The 16369-nt window shown below is 64.3% G+C and carries 15 protein-coding genes and 1 tRNA gene; 6 read left to right on the forward strand and 10 right to left on the reverse strand.

Annotated features, from left to right (window positions below; genetic code table 11):
• Positions 1-55 precede the first annotated feature (55 nt).
• Complete coding sequence (locus FZZ93_RS10785) at positions 56-1666, reverse strand: OpgD/OpgG family glucan biosynthesis protein (protein WP_149322329.1); 1611 nt, start codon at positions 1664-1666, stop codon at positions 56-58.
• Positions 1667-1784: 118 nt separating this feature from the next.
• Between FZZ93_RS10785 and FZZ93_RS10790 the strand changes: the two genes are divergently transcribed.
• Positions 1785-2861 (forward strand): PA0069 family radical SAM protein, encoded by a 1077-nt coding sequence (locus FZZ93_RS10790; RefSeq protein ID WP_149322330.1) that lies wholly within the window; start codon positions 1785-1787, stop codon positions 2859-2861.
• A 48-nt stretch (positions 2862-2909) separates the two neighbouring features.
• On the opposite strand, the gene FZZ93_RS10795 is transcribed toward FZZ93_RS10790, so the two are convergent.
• From FZZ93_RS10795 to FZZ93_RS10835, 9 genes are all read right to left on the reverse strand, one after another.
• Positions 2910-3803, reverse strand: coding sequence for a hypothetical protein (locus FZZ93_RS10795; RefSeq protein WP_149322331.1), 894 nt, complete (start codon positions 3801-3803; stop codon positions 2910-2912).
• 30 nt (positions 3804-3833) lie between these two features.
• On the reverse strand, positions 3834-4520 hold the full coding sequence (locus FZZ93_RS10800; protein WP_149322332.1) for a glutathione S-transferase family protein: 687 nt from the start codon (positions 4518-4520) through the stop codon (positions 3834-3836).
• A gap of 55 nt (positions 4521-4575) precedes the next feature.
• Positions 4576-5376, reverse strand: a complete 801-nt coding sequence (locus tag FZZ93_RS10805; protein ID WP_149322374.1) for a DUF2797 domain-containing protein — start codon at positions 5374-5376, stop codon at positions 4576-4578.
• A 28-nt stretch (positions 5377-5404) separates the two neighbouring features.
• Positions 5405-5689 carry a YeaC family protein gene (locus FZZ93_RS10810; protein WP_149322333.1) on the reverse strand — a complete coding sequence of 95 codons (285 nt, stop codon included), beginning with the start codon at positions 5687-5689 and terminating at the stop codon, positions 5405-5407.
• Between the two features lie 27 nt (positions 5690-5716).
• Positions 5717-6568 carry a rhomboid family intramembrane serine protease gene (locus FZZ93_RS10815; protein WP_149322334.1) on the reverse strand — a complete coding sequence of 284 codons (852 nt, stop codon included), beginning with the start codon at positions 6566-6568 and terminating at the stop codon, positions 5717-5719.
• Between the two features lie 177 nt (positions 6569-6745).
• Positions 6746-7750: a metallophosphoesterase gene (locus tag FZZ93_RS10820; RefSeq protein ID WP_149322335.1), complete on the reverse strand. Its 1005-nt coding sequence runs from the start codon at positions 7748-7750 to the stop codon at positions 6746-6748.
• Position 7751: 1 nt separating this feature from the next.
• Positions 7752-8633, reverse strand: a complete 882-nt coding sequence (locus FZZ93_RS10825; RefSeq protein ID WP_149322336.1) for an NAD(+) kinase — start codon at positions 8631-8633, stop codon at positions 7752-7754.
• A gap of 85 nt (positions 8634-8718) precedes the next feature.
• The gene (locus tag FZZ93_RS10830; protein ID WP_149322337.1) at positions 8719-9585 is read right to left on the reverse strand and encodes a carboxylate/amino acid/amine transporter; all 867 of its coding nucleotides are present in this window, start codon (positions 9583-9585) and stop codon (positions 8719-8721) included.
• 115 nt (positions 9586-9700) lie between these two features.
• Positions 9701-10303: a YqaE/Pmp3 family membrane protein gene (locus tag FZZ93_RS10835; RefSeq protein ID WP_149322338.1), complete on the reverse strand. Its 603-nt coding sequence runs from the start codon at positions 10301-10303 to the stop codon at positions 9701-9703.
• A 240-nt stretch (positions 10304-10543) separates the two neighbouring features.
• On the opposite strand from FZZ93_RS10835, the gene FZZ93_RS10840 reads away from it, so the two are divergent.
• The 5 genes from FZZ93_RS10840 to putA all read left to right on the forward strand — a co-directional run bounded on the left by FZZ93_RS10840 (position 10544) and on the right by putA (position 15974).
• Positions 10544-10951: a CBS domain-containing protein gene (locus FZZ93_RS10840; protein WP_149322339.1), complete on the forward strand. Its 408-nt coding sequence runs from the start codon at positions 10544-10546 to the stop codon at positions 10949-10951.
• 276 nt (positions 10952-11227) lie between these two features.
• Positions 11228-11301: transfer RNA gene (locus tag FZZ93_RS10845), tRNA-Gly, on the forward strand.
• 40 nt (positions 11302-11341) lie between these two features.
• Positions 11342-11713: a hypothetical protein gene (locus tag FZZ93_RS10850; protein WP_149322340.1), complete on the forward strand. Its 372-nt coding sequence runs from the start codon at positions 11342-11344 to the stop codon at positions 11711-11713.
• Between the two features lie 66 nt (positions 11714-11779).
• The gene (locus FZZ93_RS10855) at positions 11780-12595 is read left to right on the forward strand and encodes a helix-turn-helix domain-containing protein (protein ID WP_149322341.1); all 816 of its coding nucleotides are present in this window, start codon (positions 11780-11782) and stop codon (positions 12593-12595) included.
• A gap of 187 nt (positions 12596-12782) precedes the next feature.
• Positions 12783-15974, forward strand: coding sequence for a bifunctional proline dehydrogenase/L-glutamate gamma-semialdehyde dehydrogenase PutA (putA, locus tag FZZ93_RS10860; protein WP_149322342.1), 3192 nt, complete (start codon positions 12783-12785; stop codon positions 15972-15974).
• Positions 15975-16369 lie beyond the last annotated feature (395 nt).

A 16369-nucleotide genomic window follows, 5' to 3' on the forward strand; every position in this document is an offset into this window, starting at 1 on the left:
GCAACATGCTACCAGAGCCAGCACGCGACGACGCCAGCGAGCCGCGCCAAACGCCTTACTCGAGATGCCCGGGATTGTGCAGATCGCGCTCCTCCGCGGGCGGCGGCGTCCATTCGTAGAGCCAGGTCTCGGTCAGCGGCCGGTCGCCGCTTTTCAGATAGAGCCGCAGGGTGATGGGCTCGGTGCCTTCGTCGGGCGGCACCACGTCGAACATCGCGCGATAACCCTCGATGGCGTCCAGCGGCCGCGCCGAGGTGATCTCGACCCGACCGCGCGAGGCAGCGATGACGGGCTCGACCTCGACATCCTCGCCGAGCGGCATGGGGCCACCCGCGAAGTCGACCACGAAGCGCCAGCTGAAATATTCGCGTCGCTGACCGACCACGCCACCGAGTCCGGTGCGTGTCGCCACGCAGCGTGCCAGAGAAGGCTGAGCAGGCGAGGTATCGCACCAGTAGAGGCGGTAGCCGAACAGCAGTTCCTCGCCGGGCTTGGCAGGCTCGGCGGGATTCCAGAAGGCGACGATGTTGTCGAAGGTCTCGTCCAGGGTGGGCAGTTCGACAAGCTGTATCGATCCCTTGCCCCAGTCGCCCCTGGGCTCGACCCAGACGCCGGGACGACGCTCGTAGAAGACGCCATCGTCCTGGTAATGATCGAAGTCGCGGTCGCGTTGCAGCAGGCCGAAACCGTGCGGCGAACGCTCGCCGAAGGCATTGAAGCGCAATCGCTCCGGGTTGGTCAGCGGGCGCCAGATCCATTCACCGCTGTCGGCGTGGATCGACAGGCCGTCGGAGTCGTGAATCTCCGGCCGCCAGTCCCAATTCGCGTCCCGGTCGTTCTCGCCGACCATGTACATGCTGGTCAGCGGCGCCACCCCGAGCCGCTCGATGGGCCGACGCGGATAGAGGGCCGCATCGACGTCCATGACGACGCCTTCGGTATCGCTGATGACGAAGCGATAGGCGCCGGTGACGCTGGGCGACTCGAGCAGTGCATGGACGATGACGCTCGCCTCGTCATCCGGGGATCGCTCCAGCCAGAAGCGGGTGAAATCCGGAAACTCCTCCTCGCGCGACGCCGAGGCGGTATCGATCGCCAGGCCACGTGCCGACATGCCGTACTGCATGGAGTCGCTCACCGCGCGGAAATAACTGGCCCCCAGAAAGGCGGCGACATCGCGCTTCCAGTCATCGCGATGGTGGAGCCGAAAGCCCGCGTACCCCAGATCCTCGGGGAGCCGCTCGCCATCGACACCCGACTCGCCGAAGTCGAACCGGGAAGGATCATAGTCGAGCTCATGGGCACGGCCATCGACAACCTCGTAGATGCGCACCGGTGTTCTGTAGTGGAGCCCCAGGTGGAACAGCTGGGCGCGAAATGCCGAGCCGGGTTCATCGCGCCACACGGCGTGATCGGGCCGGTACTGGATCGCCTGGTAGGCATCCCAGTCGAGATTCCGGATCGGTTCGGGCAGCTCGATGGCATGCTCGCGCGGCGGCTGGGTGGACAGCTTGCGGGCCAGTCCCTTGAGCCAGGCATAGTCGAAGGGCTCGCCGGCCCCGCTCCCCGGCCCGGCATGTTCCGCCGCCGCCAACAGAGTGGAGATCGGCAACAGTCCGCTGCCGCCGAGCGCTCCCGTTATCTTCAAGAAATCGCGTCGCTTCATGTCGGCTTCCTTCTCGCATGGCGTCCCTGTGGAACGTCGGACGGCCGCTCGAGTTCCCGTTGGTCATCACGACATGACGCCCTATACTGTATATAAATACATTAAAAAGGATTTCGACATGGCCCCTCGAGTGCCCACGAGCCCCGGCGCGCGCCGGGGACGCGGCGCGACCTTCGACCCGCATAACCGCTTCGCGCCGACCCGCAGCGAGGCCATCGACGACGGCTGGTGGCAGGAGGCGGTTCCGGAGCGCCTCGCCACCCAGGTGATGACGGAGGCGTCGCGCAGCGCCCTGTCCTGGAACCGCTCGCCGGATCTCCCCTTCGACCGCTCCCTCAATCCCTATCGCGGCTGCGAGCATGGCTGCATCTACTGCTATGCCCGTCCCAGTCACGCCTACTGGGACCTCTCCCCCGGCCTCGACTTCGAGACCCGGCTGATCGCTCGCAGCGGTCTCGTCGAGCGTCTCGAGGAGGAAATCGCCAAGCCGGGCTACGTCTGTCGTCCGATCAACCTGTCCGGTAATACCGACTGCTATCAGCCCCTGGAGGCCGAGCGGGGGACGACACGCCGCGTGCTGGAAACCCTGCTCGAATACCGCCATCCGGTCACGCTGGGGACCAAGGGCGCGCTGATCCTGCGCGATCTCGACGTGCTGGAGGCACTGGCCGAGCGCCGCCTGGTGAGAGTGATGATCAGCCTGACTAGCCTGGATCGCGAACTGAAACGGACCCTGGAACCCCGCACGGCCTCGCCCGAAGCGCGGCTCAAGGTCATCCGGCGACTCGCCGAGGCCGGCGTGCCGGTCGGCACCCTGATCTCGCCGGTGATTCCCGGCCTCACCGACCATGAGATCGAGCACCTGCTGGAGGCGGCCCGCGAGGCCGGCGCCATCAGTGCCTCCTGGATGCTGCTGCGCCTGCCCCGCGAAGTCGCCCCACTGTTCGAGGACTGGTTGAGAGCCCACTATCCCCAGCGGGCCGACAAGGTGATGAGCCTGATTCGCCAGTGCCGGGGCGGCGCCGACTACGACGCCCGCTTCGGCCAGCGGATGCGCGGCGAGGGCGTATTCGCCGAGCTGCTCGCCCAGCGCTTCGCCAAGTGCCATCGCCGCCTGGGCTTTCCGGGCGATGTCAGCCTGGACACCTCGGCCTTCCGAGCGCCCGGCGCCCAGGGCGACCTGTTTGCGCCCTGATAGCGGCCCGGCAACGCCCCGGCGAAGATGACCAGGCGCAGGACGGACTCAGCCCGCCTCCACCACAAAGGCCACAGCGGTGGCATCGTCCTGCAGCTTGAGTCGCGGATGGGCACTGGCTTCGGGGTCGTTCGCCTCGGCGTCGCGCAGCCGAGCGAGAATGTCGCTCAACCCACTGTCGAAGGCGGCCTCGAAGAGCTGCTCGTCAGTGAAGAGATGATAGGTATCGACAGCCCGATAGAAGCCGTCGCTCATGGCCAGCATTCGGCGCCCCGGACGCGCGGGCATCAGCACCCGCTCCAGGTCGATGGCCAGATCGGCGATGGGTTCGACGACGTCGTAGCCGAAGCGCCGGTTGCGCTGTGCCTGGTTATCGAGAATATGCGGAATGGTCGCCTGAAGGGCCTCGCCGTGGCTCGCCCTGGTGCGCACCTTGGTCTCGCGCAGTGCTACCACTGCCTGCTGCTCGAGCGAGCTGACCGCACTGTGACCGAAACTGGCCAGCTTCCCCTCGTCGGTTTCGTAGAGCAGCACGCAGTCACCGGCGCTGGTGATTTCCAGGGTGTCATCGATCAGACGTGCGGCGCCAAAGCAGGCGAAAGGCAGGTCCGTTCGCACGACATCGTCGGCCGAGTCCAGAGCCTCATACTCCACCGCCAGGCGGCCCTGAATATCGATGACCAGTTCCCTGGTGCGCCACGCCGGGCCGACATTGACCAGGAAGTGGTCCACGAAACGCCGCACCAGCCAGGCGGCGTCACTAGGGTAGTCGCTGCGCGTGCGCCCGGCATTGACCGGCGCGGCACCATCCATCCACAGCACGCAATCCTCGGTAACACCGAGCCAGTCGGCGTTGGCATCGCCTTCCGGGTCCGTGAGTCGATCGACGACCCGGAAGCCGACCCCACCCACGACTCGATCCTCGACATTCGATAGCGTCATCCGACTGCCTCCCTGTCCAGCGTTTTGCCGTCAGCCGTTCTCGCGGCGGTCCTCCAGCAGGGTTCCGCGAGCCAGCAGGTCATCCTCGTGTCCCGGCTCCCGCCAGGGCTCGGCCACGGCGTCGGCATCCCATTGCCGCATCGCAGGCAAATCGAGGAGTGTGTCGACATAGACCCTCGAAGCCTCGCCAAGTTCGAGGCCAAAGCTGCGCACGCGAAACGCCACGGGCGCGAAGAAGGCATCCACCGCACTGAAGTCCGCGCCGGCGAGGAAGGGACCACCGAAGCGCGACAGCCCTTCCTGCCACAGCTCGTCGAGTCGCTCCAGTTCCTGCCCCAGGGCGGCCGAGGGCGACGACAGGCGCACCCGTGCGGCACAATTCATCGGGCATTCGTCACGCAGGGCGCCAAAGCCGGCATGCATCTCGGCGCTGGCCGAGCGCGCCCAGGCCCTCGCCGCCTCGTCCCGCGGCCAGACACCCGCGTGTCGCTCGGCCAGGTACTCGGCGATCGCCAGCGACTCCCAGATGCCACGCTCGCCATCCTCCAGGCAGGGCACCTTGCCGGTGGGCGAGAAGGCACGGAAACTCCGCCAGCTCGAACCGGTATCGAAGGCGGTGAGCTGCTCCTCGAAGGGAATCTCCAGATGGCGCATGAGCACCCAGGGGCGCAGCGACCAGGATGAGTAGTTCTTGTTGGCGATATGCAAGCGGTACATCGGTTCACCTTCCTTGTGACGTTGTGGCAAGGACCATCAACGCTGACACAAGCCGTCACGATTCTCCATGACTTACCGCCACCTCGTAGCCGGTGAACTTGCGCAGGTTGATCACGCCGCTGTCCAGCATCAGGTACTGGCCCTTGATGCCCATCAGCCGCCCCGCCACCTCGGCCTGCTTGTCGAAGTTGTGCGAGGCCACCTTGGTGGGATATTCGAGCACCGGGTACTCGAAGATGCGGGGCGCGGCGTCGAGTTCACGGATGGCCTCGGCGCCGAAACGCTCGCGCAGCTCGGCAAGCCCGGGGGCGAGACGCTCGAGCAGGCGGTCGCGCTCGCCGGGCAGGTCGAGTTCCGGTGCCTCGCCCTTGAGCATGGCACGCCAGTTGGTGCGATCCGAGACCTCGCCCTTGAAGAGCATCTCGACGAAGCCGGACTGCTGGCGGGAATCGACCTCGAGGATCGGCAACGCCTGGACGGCGCCCTGGTCGAGCCAGCGAGTCGGCACCTGGGTGGCGCGGGTGATGCCGACCTTGAGGCCAGAAGCATTGGCCAAGTAGACGACGTGTGGCTGGAAGCAGTGGCTCTCGCCCCACTCCGGCTCACGGCAGGTGCCCTGAAAATAGTGGCACAGCTCCGGCTTCATGATGCAGGTGTCGCAGCGAGCGAGCCGCTTGAAGCAGGGGTAGCAATGGCCCTGACCGAAGCTCTTGCGGGTCGCGCGACCGCAGTTCATGCAGGCAATGGCGCCGCTCCAGGCGAGTCGCAACGGCTCGCCCAGCAGCGGCCCGAGGGGCAGGCGGTCGTCGCCGGCACGCAATGTATAGCGAGCGGGGTCGCCGGGCTCGACGGCCATCTTGGCCAGACAGCCCCTCGCCAGGGTGTCAGTCACGGCCGACGTCCTGTCCCAAGCCGGCCAGTTCCGGGGAAACGTTGCCGCCGTCGCTGTCGGCGCCGCAGGTACGCCGCTCGAGGTAGCCGACACGCTGCTCTTCGGGCACGCCGTTCTCCACCTCGTAGCGCATCACCGCCTCGAGGCAGAGTTCGGTCTGCTCGGGGGTGAGGAAACGGCCATCCGGCCACTTGCGCAGCGACACCGCCTGTTTGAGGCTGGCATAGATGTCAGGCGTCATCTGCTGGATCATGCGCTCGAAGGTCATATCGCTCATCGGAAATCTCTCCAGGGGACGGCAGGCTCAGCGCTGGTGGCGCTTTTGCCTGGAATGATACCAGCCCAGCACCAGGCCCACGACCAGCCCGCCGAGATGCGCCTCATTGGCCACATTGCCAAAGCCCACCAGGGCGGCAACATCGGTCATGGTGAAAACCATCCAGGCCAGCATGAACACCACCAGCATCTGGGGCACGAAGAAGCCGCTGCCGGGACGCCGCCGCGACATCAGCCAGACATAGCCCAGCAGCGCGAAATCGACCCCGGACATGCCGCCGAACAGCACGATGCCGGTGGCATATTGCGCCAGGTTGCCGCCGATGCCCGACAGCAGCAGTAGCGTCAGCATCCTCCTACCGCCATGAATCGCCTCGATCTGGCGACCGAAGAACCACAGCCAGAGCATGTTGAAGATCAGGTGCATCCAGCCGAAATGCAGAAATATCGGTGACAACAACCGCCAGACCTGACCGCTGGCCAGTCCCTCGGCGAGGCTGCCCGTCACCGGCTGCCCATCGACGATACCCACCGGCACGATGGTCAGGGCGGCGATCACCAGATCACCGAACAGCCAGGTGGCAGCGAATACCAGCAGACACAGGCCCAGCGCCAGGGAGGTGACCGGTGCACAGCGAAACGGTGTCAGCCACTGAGAGCCACCGCCGCGGTTCGGCTTGCCGCCCGCGGGCATCAAGGGCTCGCCGCGCTGCCATTGCTCGAGCAACCCGCGCAGCGCCTCCAGTTGGGACGGGTCGACCAGCCACAGGACCTGGCCGTCGTCCTCTTCGGTGATGCGATGGCCGATGCGATGCGCCCAGAGCGCCTGACGCAGCTCGCGCAGGTCGGCATCGCGCGGCAACAGGATTACCCGATACATGACCCCTCCTGGGCACGACATACGGCAGCGCGAATACAAGAAAGACGCGCCAAAAGAAAAGTCCGGTGGAGGGGGCCACCGGACAAGAGCAAGGGATCATTCAAGGGAACACTTACTCTGATGGACGATGTGGAGTCGAGTTCAATCATGAGCCGAATTTTCGTGTAACAGAGTGTATCAGTCGAAATCGATTTCCTGAGGCATCGCACGTGCCCGCTCCTCATGGGGCACGTCGACCCACACGAAGCAATCGGCATCGAGCCGCGTCTCGCCACTCCAGCGATAGGCCACCAGGCGACCGAACTTGACGGCGCTGTAGTCCAGGCACGCGATATTCGGGGCGGGCAGCGCGGGAACGCCCTCGCACCAGTAATGACCGATGAACAAGGGCGGCTGATCCGGACCGTAATAGCTCAGTCGCGCACGATCCTCAGCGCTCAATTCGCGCGCTTCCAGTTCATCCGGCAGATTGTCCGGCTGAAAGACCACATCCCCCCAGGTGCGCGGCTGCCTGGCCCAGAAGTGGGCACGGAAACTGCTCCGGGTAAAGCCATCGCCGGAATGGATACGTATGCCCTCGGGCAAGGATAGATGGCTCCCCCGGGTCAGGCGGTCGAGAATCAGGGAAGCCCGCGTGCCGGGACGCATCGCCTCGGTGAGGAAATCCAGATCGATGCGCGTATCGGGACGCTGCCGGCGCAGCTCGTCGATCAATGCCTGATCCCAGCAGGCGTGCACCACCCGCAGCCCGTCGAGCTCCAGGCACAGCGGAATGTCCAGGAACCACGCCAGCGTCTGCTCCCACTCCTCGGAATGATCGCGATATTGCGCCAGGGTCTCCCTGACGATGCGATTGTGACGAGGGGTATGCTCGCGGAGCCATTCCCGGTCGGATTCGGCGGGCGCCCGGTGGCAATAGGCGAGCGCGTTGACCTCATGATTGCCGAGCACGATCAGCGCCTCGCCCGCCTCGACCATGCGACGCGCGATGGAGACCGCCAAGCGTATGCGCGGCCCCCGGTCAATGAGATCGCCGAGAAAGATCGCCTTGCGGCGCGGATGACGATAGACCCCTTCCCGCTGGTGGTAACCGAGACGCTCGAGCAGCGTGGCCAGGGTGGCGCCGCAACCATGCACGTCACCGATCAGGTCGTAGCCCTCGAGGGCACCTCGTTCGCTCACCTCAATCTCCCAGGTGGTTGCTCCAGCCCAGCTTGCTGCGCAGGACCTCATAGAAATTATGGCCCAGCGGATGCACCAACTGAACCCGCTGTGACTTGCGACGCACCACCAGGACATCGTCGGGCTTGGCCACGGCACGCGTCTGGCCATCGCAGCTGATGTGCGGGTATGTCTGATTGGTCTCGCCGATGTGAATGCGGATCTCGCTGGCCGCGTCGATGGCGATCGGCCGACTCGACAGGGTATGCGGAAACATCGGCACCAGAGTGATCACATCCAGCTTGGGGTGCATGATCGGGCCGCCGCCGGAAAGGGCGTAGGCGGTCGACCCGGTGGGCGTGGCAATGATCAGGCCATCGCTGCGCTGGCTGTACACGAACTGGTCATCGATGAACAGCTCGAACTCGATCATGCGCACCGCCTTGCCGGGATGCAGCACCACCTCGTTGAGGGCGTCACCATTGCCCATCAAGGTGCCATCACGGTAGAGCTCGGCATCGAGCAGGAAGCGCTCCTCGACCTCGTAGCGACCCTCGAGCACTTCTCCAACCCGTTCCTCGAGCTCATCGGGGGAGATATCGGTGAGAAACCCCAGGCGACCACGGTTCACGCCGAGCACCAGGGTGCCACTGTGGCACAGGGTACGCGCGGCGCCCAGCAGGCTGCCGTCGCCACCAACCACGATCACCAGGTCGCACAGCTCGCCGAGCAGGCGACGGCTGGCTTCCGGGTGGCCATGGTCGAGCAGTACCGTAGCGGTACGATCCTCGATGATGACGTGGTAGCCGGCGGCGTCGAGAAAGCGACTCAGCCGCTTCAGGGTCTCGACCACCTTGGCGCTGCCCAGCCGTCCGATCAGACCAATGTTCTTGAAGGCTTGCATGCGCGGGTCCCTCGCTTCGCGACGGACCATTATGGCGACACTGTCAACAGGGGGCAAACCACAACAGGAGGCAAACCGCCCAGGCTCAGGCGGTTTGCCATACGCGACGCTGCCACCAGTCATTGAGCGCCAGCGAGGCGATGATGATCACTCCCCCCAGCAGCAGGCGCGGCAGATCGGCATCCTGGTTCCAGATCAGCAGATTGACCAGCAGGCCGGCCGGCACCAGGGCATTGTTCATGATCGCCAGGGCGCCGGCATCGACCCGCACGGCACCGAGATTCCAGAGGAAGTAGCCAACCCCCGAGGCCACCAAACCCAGCCAGGCCAGCACACCCCACTGCACGCCCGTGGTCGGCAGCTCTGCCGCGTCACCCAGTATCAGGAAGGCCGGCACCGCCACCGCCAGCGCGCCCAGATAGAACCAGCCGAATACCGACAGCCTCGGCAGCGAATCGGGCAGGCCCGCCGACAGGCGACGATAACCGACCTGTCCCAGGGCAAAGCACAGGTTGGCACCCTGCACCACCAAAAATCCCAGCCAGTAATCGTCGGTCAGCCCCTCATAGCGAATCACCACGGCACCGCATACCGCCAACGCCGCCGTGAGCAGGTGGAAGGGCGTGAAACGCTTGAACAACGCATCGTCGAGCAAGGCGATATAGAGCGGCGTGAGAACGGTGAACAACAACATCTCGGGCACCGACAGCAACAGGAAAGCCTGGTAGGAGAAGATATACATCACGCCGAGTTGCACGGCGCCCAGGGCCATCAATGCCAGCCGCTGCCGCCCCCGCAGCAGGCGTGGGCGCAGAAGCGGCAGAAAGACCAGCGTTGCCAGGGTGATGCGGGTCATCACCGCGAAGTAACTGTCTACCTGGCCGGCCAGATAGACGCCGATCAACGAGAACGAAAAGGCCCACAGCGCGGTGACGCCAACGAGATAGCCCAACGGTCAACTCCTGTTTATATCGAGGGTTGACGAGGATTATACCCGTGTCCTTCGCGCTGCCAAGCTCGCCCGCTTGTCTGTGCTGTCTTGCCGATGCTTACCGATGTCACGCACGTTACCGAGCGTCGCCACCCTTTCGAGGCCGCAGGAGCCAGAACATCGCATAGGCAACCCCTGGCAACCAGCCCAGCAGCCACAGCACCAGCGACAGGAGGACTCGACGCCCCCCGGCACCGGCCAGGGCCAGAGCCAGAGGCGGTAACAGCACGGCCAGGATCATCACGGCGGCGAAAGGCTCGGGACGTGTGGATACCGAGGCCGAACGCTGGGAAGCGGGCACTTCTTCTGGCGCGGCAGCTCGAGCGGCGGGCGAGGCTTGTTCGGCCGCCCCGTTCGCCGGCGGCGTAAAATGGCCAACGCTGCCATCCGACTGGCCACCCTCCGCCTGCGCGCCTTCACGTTCCTGATGCTGGCGCTCATGATCGAGGGCCCGCTGATGCGCCTCGTGATCGATCTTCTGCTCCAGGGCGTCGGCCCCTTCGGCCAGCGTCTCGTGAAAGCGCTCCCAATCTTCCCAGTCGTGCGGAGTACCTGCCTTGGGACGATGGTCACCGGACTCCCGGGCACGGTACCAGGCCTTCTCCTCCAAGGTGTTGGGGCGCTCCTTGTCACGTTCTCCATCCAGGCCCTTGCGGGCCAGGTACTCACGGGCATCCATGGGGCATCTCCAACGATGATCAGGATCACGAACGATTCATGGAACCATTGTGCCATATTGGAGTGGGCTGGCCCGAGGCGGGTTCCCTGCCCAGCCCCTCATTCCGTGCGAGTCGTCTATGCTGAAATCGAGGCAGCCCCAAGGGCACCTGGGCCACCCGAACGCCCCGGCGAACGCCAGTCGTCTCGTCGAGTGCCTGCCCGGACGAGGCTCACCATTGTCGGCACAAGGAGAACCGCCATGCCCAAGAAGGCCCCCACCATCGTGCGCGAAATCATGTCCCGCGACTGCTACCGGGTATCCGGCAAGACCTCGGTGTCCACTCTGGCGGAAGGGCTTTCGCTGCACCGCCTACCCGGGGCGCCGGTGGTCGATGAGCACGATCATCTGATCGGATTCATTTCCGAGCAGGATGTCCTCGGCAAGGTGCTGGAAAGTGCCTATCTCAACGATGAACCGCCTCTGGTCAGGGAACTGATGCGCCATGAAGTGCTGTCCGTCACGCCCAACAAGAGCATCATCGACCTCGCCCAGGAAATGCTGGGCGCCAAGCCCAAGATCTACCCGGTCACCGAGCAGACTCGGCTGGTCGGTATCGTGACCCGCCGCGACGTGCTGAACGCCATCCTGCGCATGCGCCACAGCTAACGTTCCAGACACCATTGGCATCGCCCCGGGCGATGGAAGGCAAAAAAAAGCCGCCCCGAGGGATGGGGCGGTAAGGATCGATTATGCAAGCCAGAACAACATTGCTAGCGACTGCCATCGCGTGATGATGTTGTCTGTGCTTGGTAAGACAGCGCTGACGAAAAAAGTTCGTCGTGTTCGCAATTTTTTTCCGAGACCCGCCTCCATCCCCTCTCGCGCAGGCGGCCAGCCAACGGGGTTGTAATCATTAACCCTCTGGATATACTGGGAAACCTCGCGGGTGTAGCTCAATGGTAGAGCAGAAGCTTCCCAAGCTTAAGACGAGGGTTCGATTCCCTTCACCCGCTCCAGCTTCCAGCCCGTCGCGCCGCCTCCGGCCCCGAGCGTCCCATGGCCCTGTTCCTGACCGTCTTCGCCGTCTGCATGCTGATCTTCGGCAGCATGGTCGTCATCCTCTTGTTGTCCCATACCCCGCGCTATCGCACCGAACCCGAGCATCTGCTGACCCTGTTCGACAAGGCACTCGAGAATCGCGTCGGCGAGACCGAGTGGAATGCCCTCATCGGTTATCCGATCCGTCATGATGAGTATCTGGAGAGCGTACGCCGCCGCGCCCGACATCTGATGGATGAGCACGGTCGTCACGGGCGCGTGGCACGGGGCAAACCGCTGCTCGATACCGAAGGCCAGGAGGAACTCACCGCCCTGCGCGATCACCTGGCGGCCCACACGCGACTCAAGCGTGAGCGGGAACAGGAATGAGGGACAACGCAGAATCGGGTATCATGGCGCGAGCATCTCACGGACTCGTCTCGCCGGAGGCCCGCGATGACCAGCGCGATCCGCCAGATTCCCCTAGACACCGCCGTTCACCACCACGCCCATGACTTCCATCAGATCGTGATCGGATTGCGCGGCCAGGCGGAATTCGAGATCGAAGGATTGGGAGGCTCCATATCGGCGCTGTCCGGCTGCATCGTCCCGGCCAACCATGTTCATTATTACGCCGGTACCGGCGACAACCACCAGCTGATTCTCGACCTGCCGGAAAACACTCTCTCACTGACCGGCCACCAGCACGAACTGGTGCGGCTGTTCGATGCGCCCCGCTTCTTCTCTCTGGACGCGCCCCTGGAACGCTATCTCGACTTCGTGGTGCACGAGTTGGACCTGCTCTCCCGGCAAGGCCGTCTGAGCGCCTTGCAGCAGGAACGCCTGACCACGACACTGCTCGGCTCCCTGCATGCTCGCCTGGCCCAGGACACGCCTATCCGGAGACGCCAGCTCGACCTCACCGCCCTCGATCGTTTCATCGACCGCCATCTGGGAGCTCCCCTGCGAGTCGCCGACCTGGCTGCCGAGGCCTGCCTGAGCGAGACCCACTTCACCGCGCGCTTCCGCCAACAGACCGGCCTTTCCCCCTGGCAGTACGTATTGCGCCGCCGCCTCGATGCCTCCGAACGTTTGCTGCGCGAGAGCCACCTGCCTCTCTCGGAAATCGCCGCCCTGACCGGCTTCGCCAACCAGAGCGCCTTCTCCCGGTCTTTTCGTCGCGCCTTCGGCCAACCACCGAGCCAGGTTCGCGCGACCTCGACCCAATCCATCTCGGCCCAATCCCTTGGTGCTCCGGCACTCCAGCAATAGACCAAGGTCTAAGACCTTCTCCATATCCCATTAACAGCATTGAAATCGTCAAATCCATCCGTGGATTCGGCAAGCAGAGTTTGAGGATGCCCCCTACCCTCATAAGATGCCCTTGGTCCGCTGGCGGACCAATGCCAGTGGGACGCACCACATCCTGTGACGACGGGCTCTAGACCGGGGAATATTCATGCTCAATGCCAACGATATGCTGGATAACGCCACCTGGCGCCAGGAACTCGACACGCTTTTCGCCAATGTTAGTGACCACTATGTGGTCGATGAGAATGCCTATGTCGAAGAACTGATCAAGGCGCTCGGAACCGACGAGCGCGACTTCGCGCGCATCGCCGACAAGACGGCGGAACTGGTGCGCGAAATTCGCGAGATGGACACCGCGGTGGACACCATCGACGAGCTTCTCCAGCAATATAGCTTGGATACCCACGAAGGCCTGATGCTGATGTGCCTGGCGGAAGCCATGCTGCGCATTCCCGACAAGGCCACCGCCGATGCCTTGATCGAGGACAAGCTCGGTCCCGCCGACTGGAAATCCTATCTGGGCCAGAGTGAATCCTGGATGGTCAACGCCTCCACCTGGGGGCTGCTGATGACCGGCCGCGTGATCACCATGGACAAGCCCCAGGAAGGTCGCCCCTCCGGCTTCATCAACAAGATGGTCAACCGCATGGGCGAGCCGGTGATCCGCCGGGCCATGGTCGAGGCGATGAAGGTCATGGGCAAGCAGTTCGTGCTGGGCCGTGACGTCGACGAGGCACTCAAGCGCTCCAAGCCGTTGTTCGACCAGGGTTATACTTACTCCTACGACATGCTGGGCGAGGCCGCTCGCACCCGCGACGACGCCAAGCGCTATTTCGACGACTATGCCAATGCCATCGAGCGAGTCGGCAAGGCCAGCGCCCGGCTGTCGGACAAGACGCCGTCACCGTCGATCTCCATCAAGCTCTCCGCACTGCATCCACGCTACGAGTTCGGTCGTCGCGAACAGGTTCTCGAAGAGCTCGTCGCCACCACCCTCAAGCTCGTCACCATGGCCCGCGAACGCGATGTCGCCGTGACCATCGATGCCGAGGAAGTCGACCGCCTGGAGCTGTCCCTCGAGGTGTTCCGCGCCGTCTACGAGCACGATGTCTGCCGTGGCTGGGGCCATTTCGGCCTGGTCGTCCAGGCCTATGCCAAGCGCGCCCTGCCAGTGCTGCACTACATCAACCGCCTGGCCGAGACCCAGGGCGACGAGATTCCGCTGCGCCTGGTCAAGGGCGCCTACTGGGACACCGAGATCAAGGAGTCGCAACAGCTCGGCGTCGAGGGCTATCCGGTCTACACGCGCAAGGCAGCCACCGATGTTGCCTACCTGGTGTGCGCGCGCTTTTTGCTCTCGGACGCCACCCGGGGGCGGATCTTCCCGCAGTTCGCCACCCATAATGCCCACACCATCAGCACCATTCTCGAAGTGGCCAACGAGGCCGACCGTTCCTTCGAGTTCCAGCGCCTGCACGGCATGGGCGAGGCCCTCTACGCCTCCGCCCTCAAGCGTGCGCCCCAGGGCACCTACTGCCGCATCTATGCGCCAGTAGGCGCCCACAAGGACCTGTTGCCCTACCTGGTCCGTCGACTGCTCGAAAACGGGGCCAACTCGTCCTTCGTCCACCAACTGGTCGACCCCAAGGTGCCGGTGGAGTCCCTATGCGTGCATCCCGTGGAAACGCTTCGCCAGCACGACAGTCTGGCCAACTCGCTGATTCCCCTCCCACGGGATATCTACGGCGAGAATCGTCTCAACTCCCGAGGCGTCAACCTTAACATCCGCAGTCATTACGACCCGCTGATGCGAGCCATGCGCAAGTGCATGGAAACCACCTACGAGGCGCGCCCGCTGCTGGCCTTCGACGTCGCTACCGACCCGAGCCTGGTGCATGACGTTACCTGCCCTTATGACCGCCGCAAGACGGTCGGCAGCGTACTCTGGACCAGCAAGGAACAAGCCCAGCGCGCCGTGGACGCCGCCTGGTCGGCTTTCCCCCGCTGGGACGCCACGCCGGTCGCCGAGCGTGCCGCCATCCTGCGCCGCTTCGCCGAGCTGATGGAAGAGCACATGGCCGAACTGATGGCGCTGTGCTCCCGCGAAGGCGGCAAGCTACTGACCGACGGCGTCGATGAGATTCGAGAAGCCGTGGACTTTTGCCGCTATTACGCAGCCAAGGCCGAGGAAATCTTCGGCGAGCCGATCCAGTTGCCGGGGCCGACGGGCGAATCCAACGAGCTGGTGATGAGCGGCAAAGGCGTCTTCGCGGCGATCAGCCCCTGGAACTTCCCGGTGGCGATCTTCTGCGGCCAAATGGTGGCGGCAGCCGTGGCCGGCAACACCGTGCTGGCCAAGCCCGCCGAGCAGACCTCCATCATCGCCCACCGGGTCGTCGAACTCCTGCACCAGGCCGGCATGCCCCGTGACGTGGTCCAGTTGCTGCCCGGCGACGGCCCCACCGTGGGCAGCGTGCTGAGCGGCGATTCGCGCATCACCGGCGTGGTCTTCACCGGCGGCACCGACACCGCCCAGATCATCAACCGCTCCCTGGCCGAGCGCCAGAACGCGCCGCTGCCCACCCTGATAGCCGAAACCGGCGGCATGAACGCCATGATCGTCGACTCCACCGCCCTGCCCGAGCAGGTCGTCAACGACGTCATCCACTCGGCCTTCCAGAGTGCCGGTCAGCGCTGCTCTGCCCTGCGTGTGCTGTACCTGCAGGACGACGTGGCCGACCGCGTCATCGAGATCCTCAAGGGTGCCATGGATGAACTCCACGTCGGCGATCCACGCGACCTGGGTACCGACGTCGGACCGGTCATCGACGAGGAGGCCCGCGAGAACCTCCAGGCGCATATCGACAAGCTCAAGGGCGAGGGCCGCCTGATCGCGGAAACGAAACTCGACGCCGCTCATACCGCCGATGGCACCTTCATCGCCCCGACGGCCTTCCAGATCGATGGCATCGAGGCACTCGAACGCGAACAGTTCGGCCCCATCCTGCACATCGTGCGCTACAAGGCCCGCGAGCTGGACGCTGTCATCGACTCGATCAATGGCCGAGGCTATGGCCTGACCTTCGGCGTGCACAGCCGCAACGAATCTTTCGCCGAGGAAATCGCGCGTCGAATTCGCGTCGGCAACGTCTACGTCAATCGCGACATCATCGGCGCCGTGGTAGGCGTCCAGCCTTTCGGCGGTCAGGGTTACTCCGGCACCGGCCCCAAGGCCGGCGGCCCCAATTACCTGCCGAGATTCGCCACGGAAAAGACGGTGACCATCAACACTGCCGCCCTGGGCGGCAACGCGTCACTTCTCGCCATGGGCGACGACTGAACCGCAATTGCCATCAACAACAACAAGAGGCTTGGCACACGACATGGCAACACGCCATGCAACGTGCACCCAGGGAAGGCCAAGCGGCCTCCCTGGCTGCCGACTCCTTGGCCTCGGAGACGGTAATATGCTCTGCATCCCCTTGGCTTTCACCTGCTGGACGACGCCTGCTATCGGTATCCTCCATACCAGCCTGGCGAGCGCTCAGCCAGGGCAACCGATATGGAAAAAGCCAAGTGAAATGCCAATGGTGAACCTCGCATGGACCGGGAGGGCAACGATGCATATTCGATATTGACTTTGCTTTCAACCGTCCAGCAGGACTAGTCTCTACTGGACTGTTTTTCCTCGACTCCGTACGTCCATCTTGTCATTACGGAAGACAATGACTCCCT

It is taken from the genome of Halomonas eurihalina (assembly GCF_008274785.1).
Lineage (GTDB): Bacteria > Pseudomonadota > Gammaproteobacteria > Pseudomonadales > Halomonadaceae > Halomonas > Halomonas eurihalina.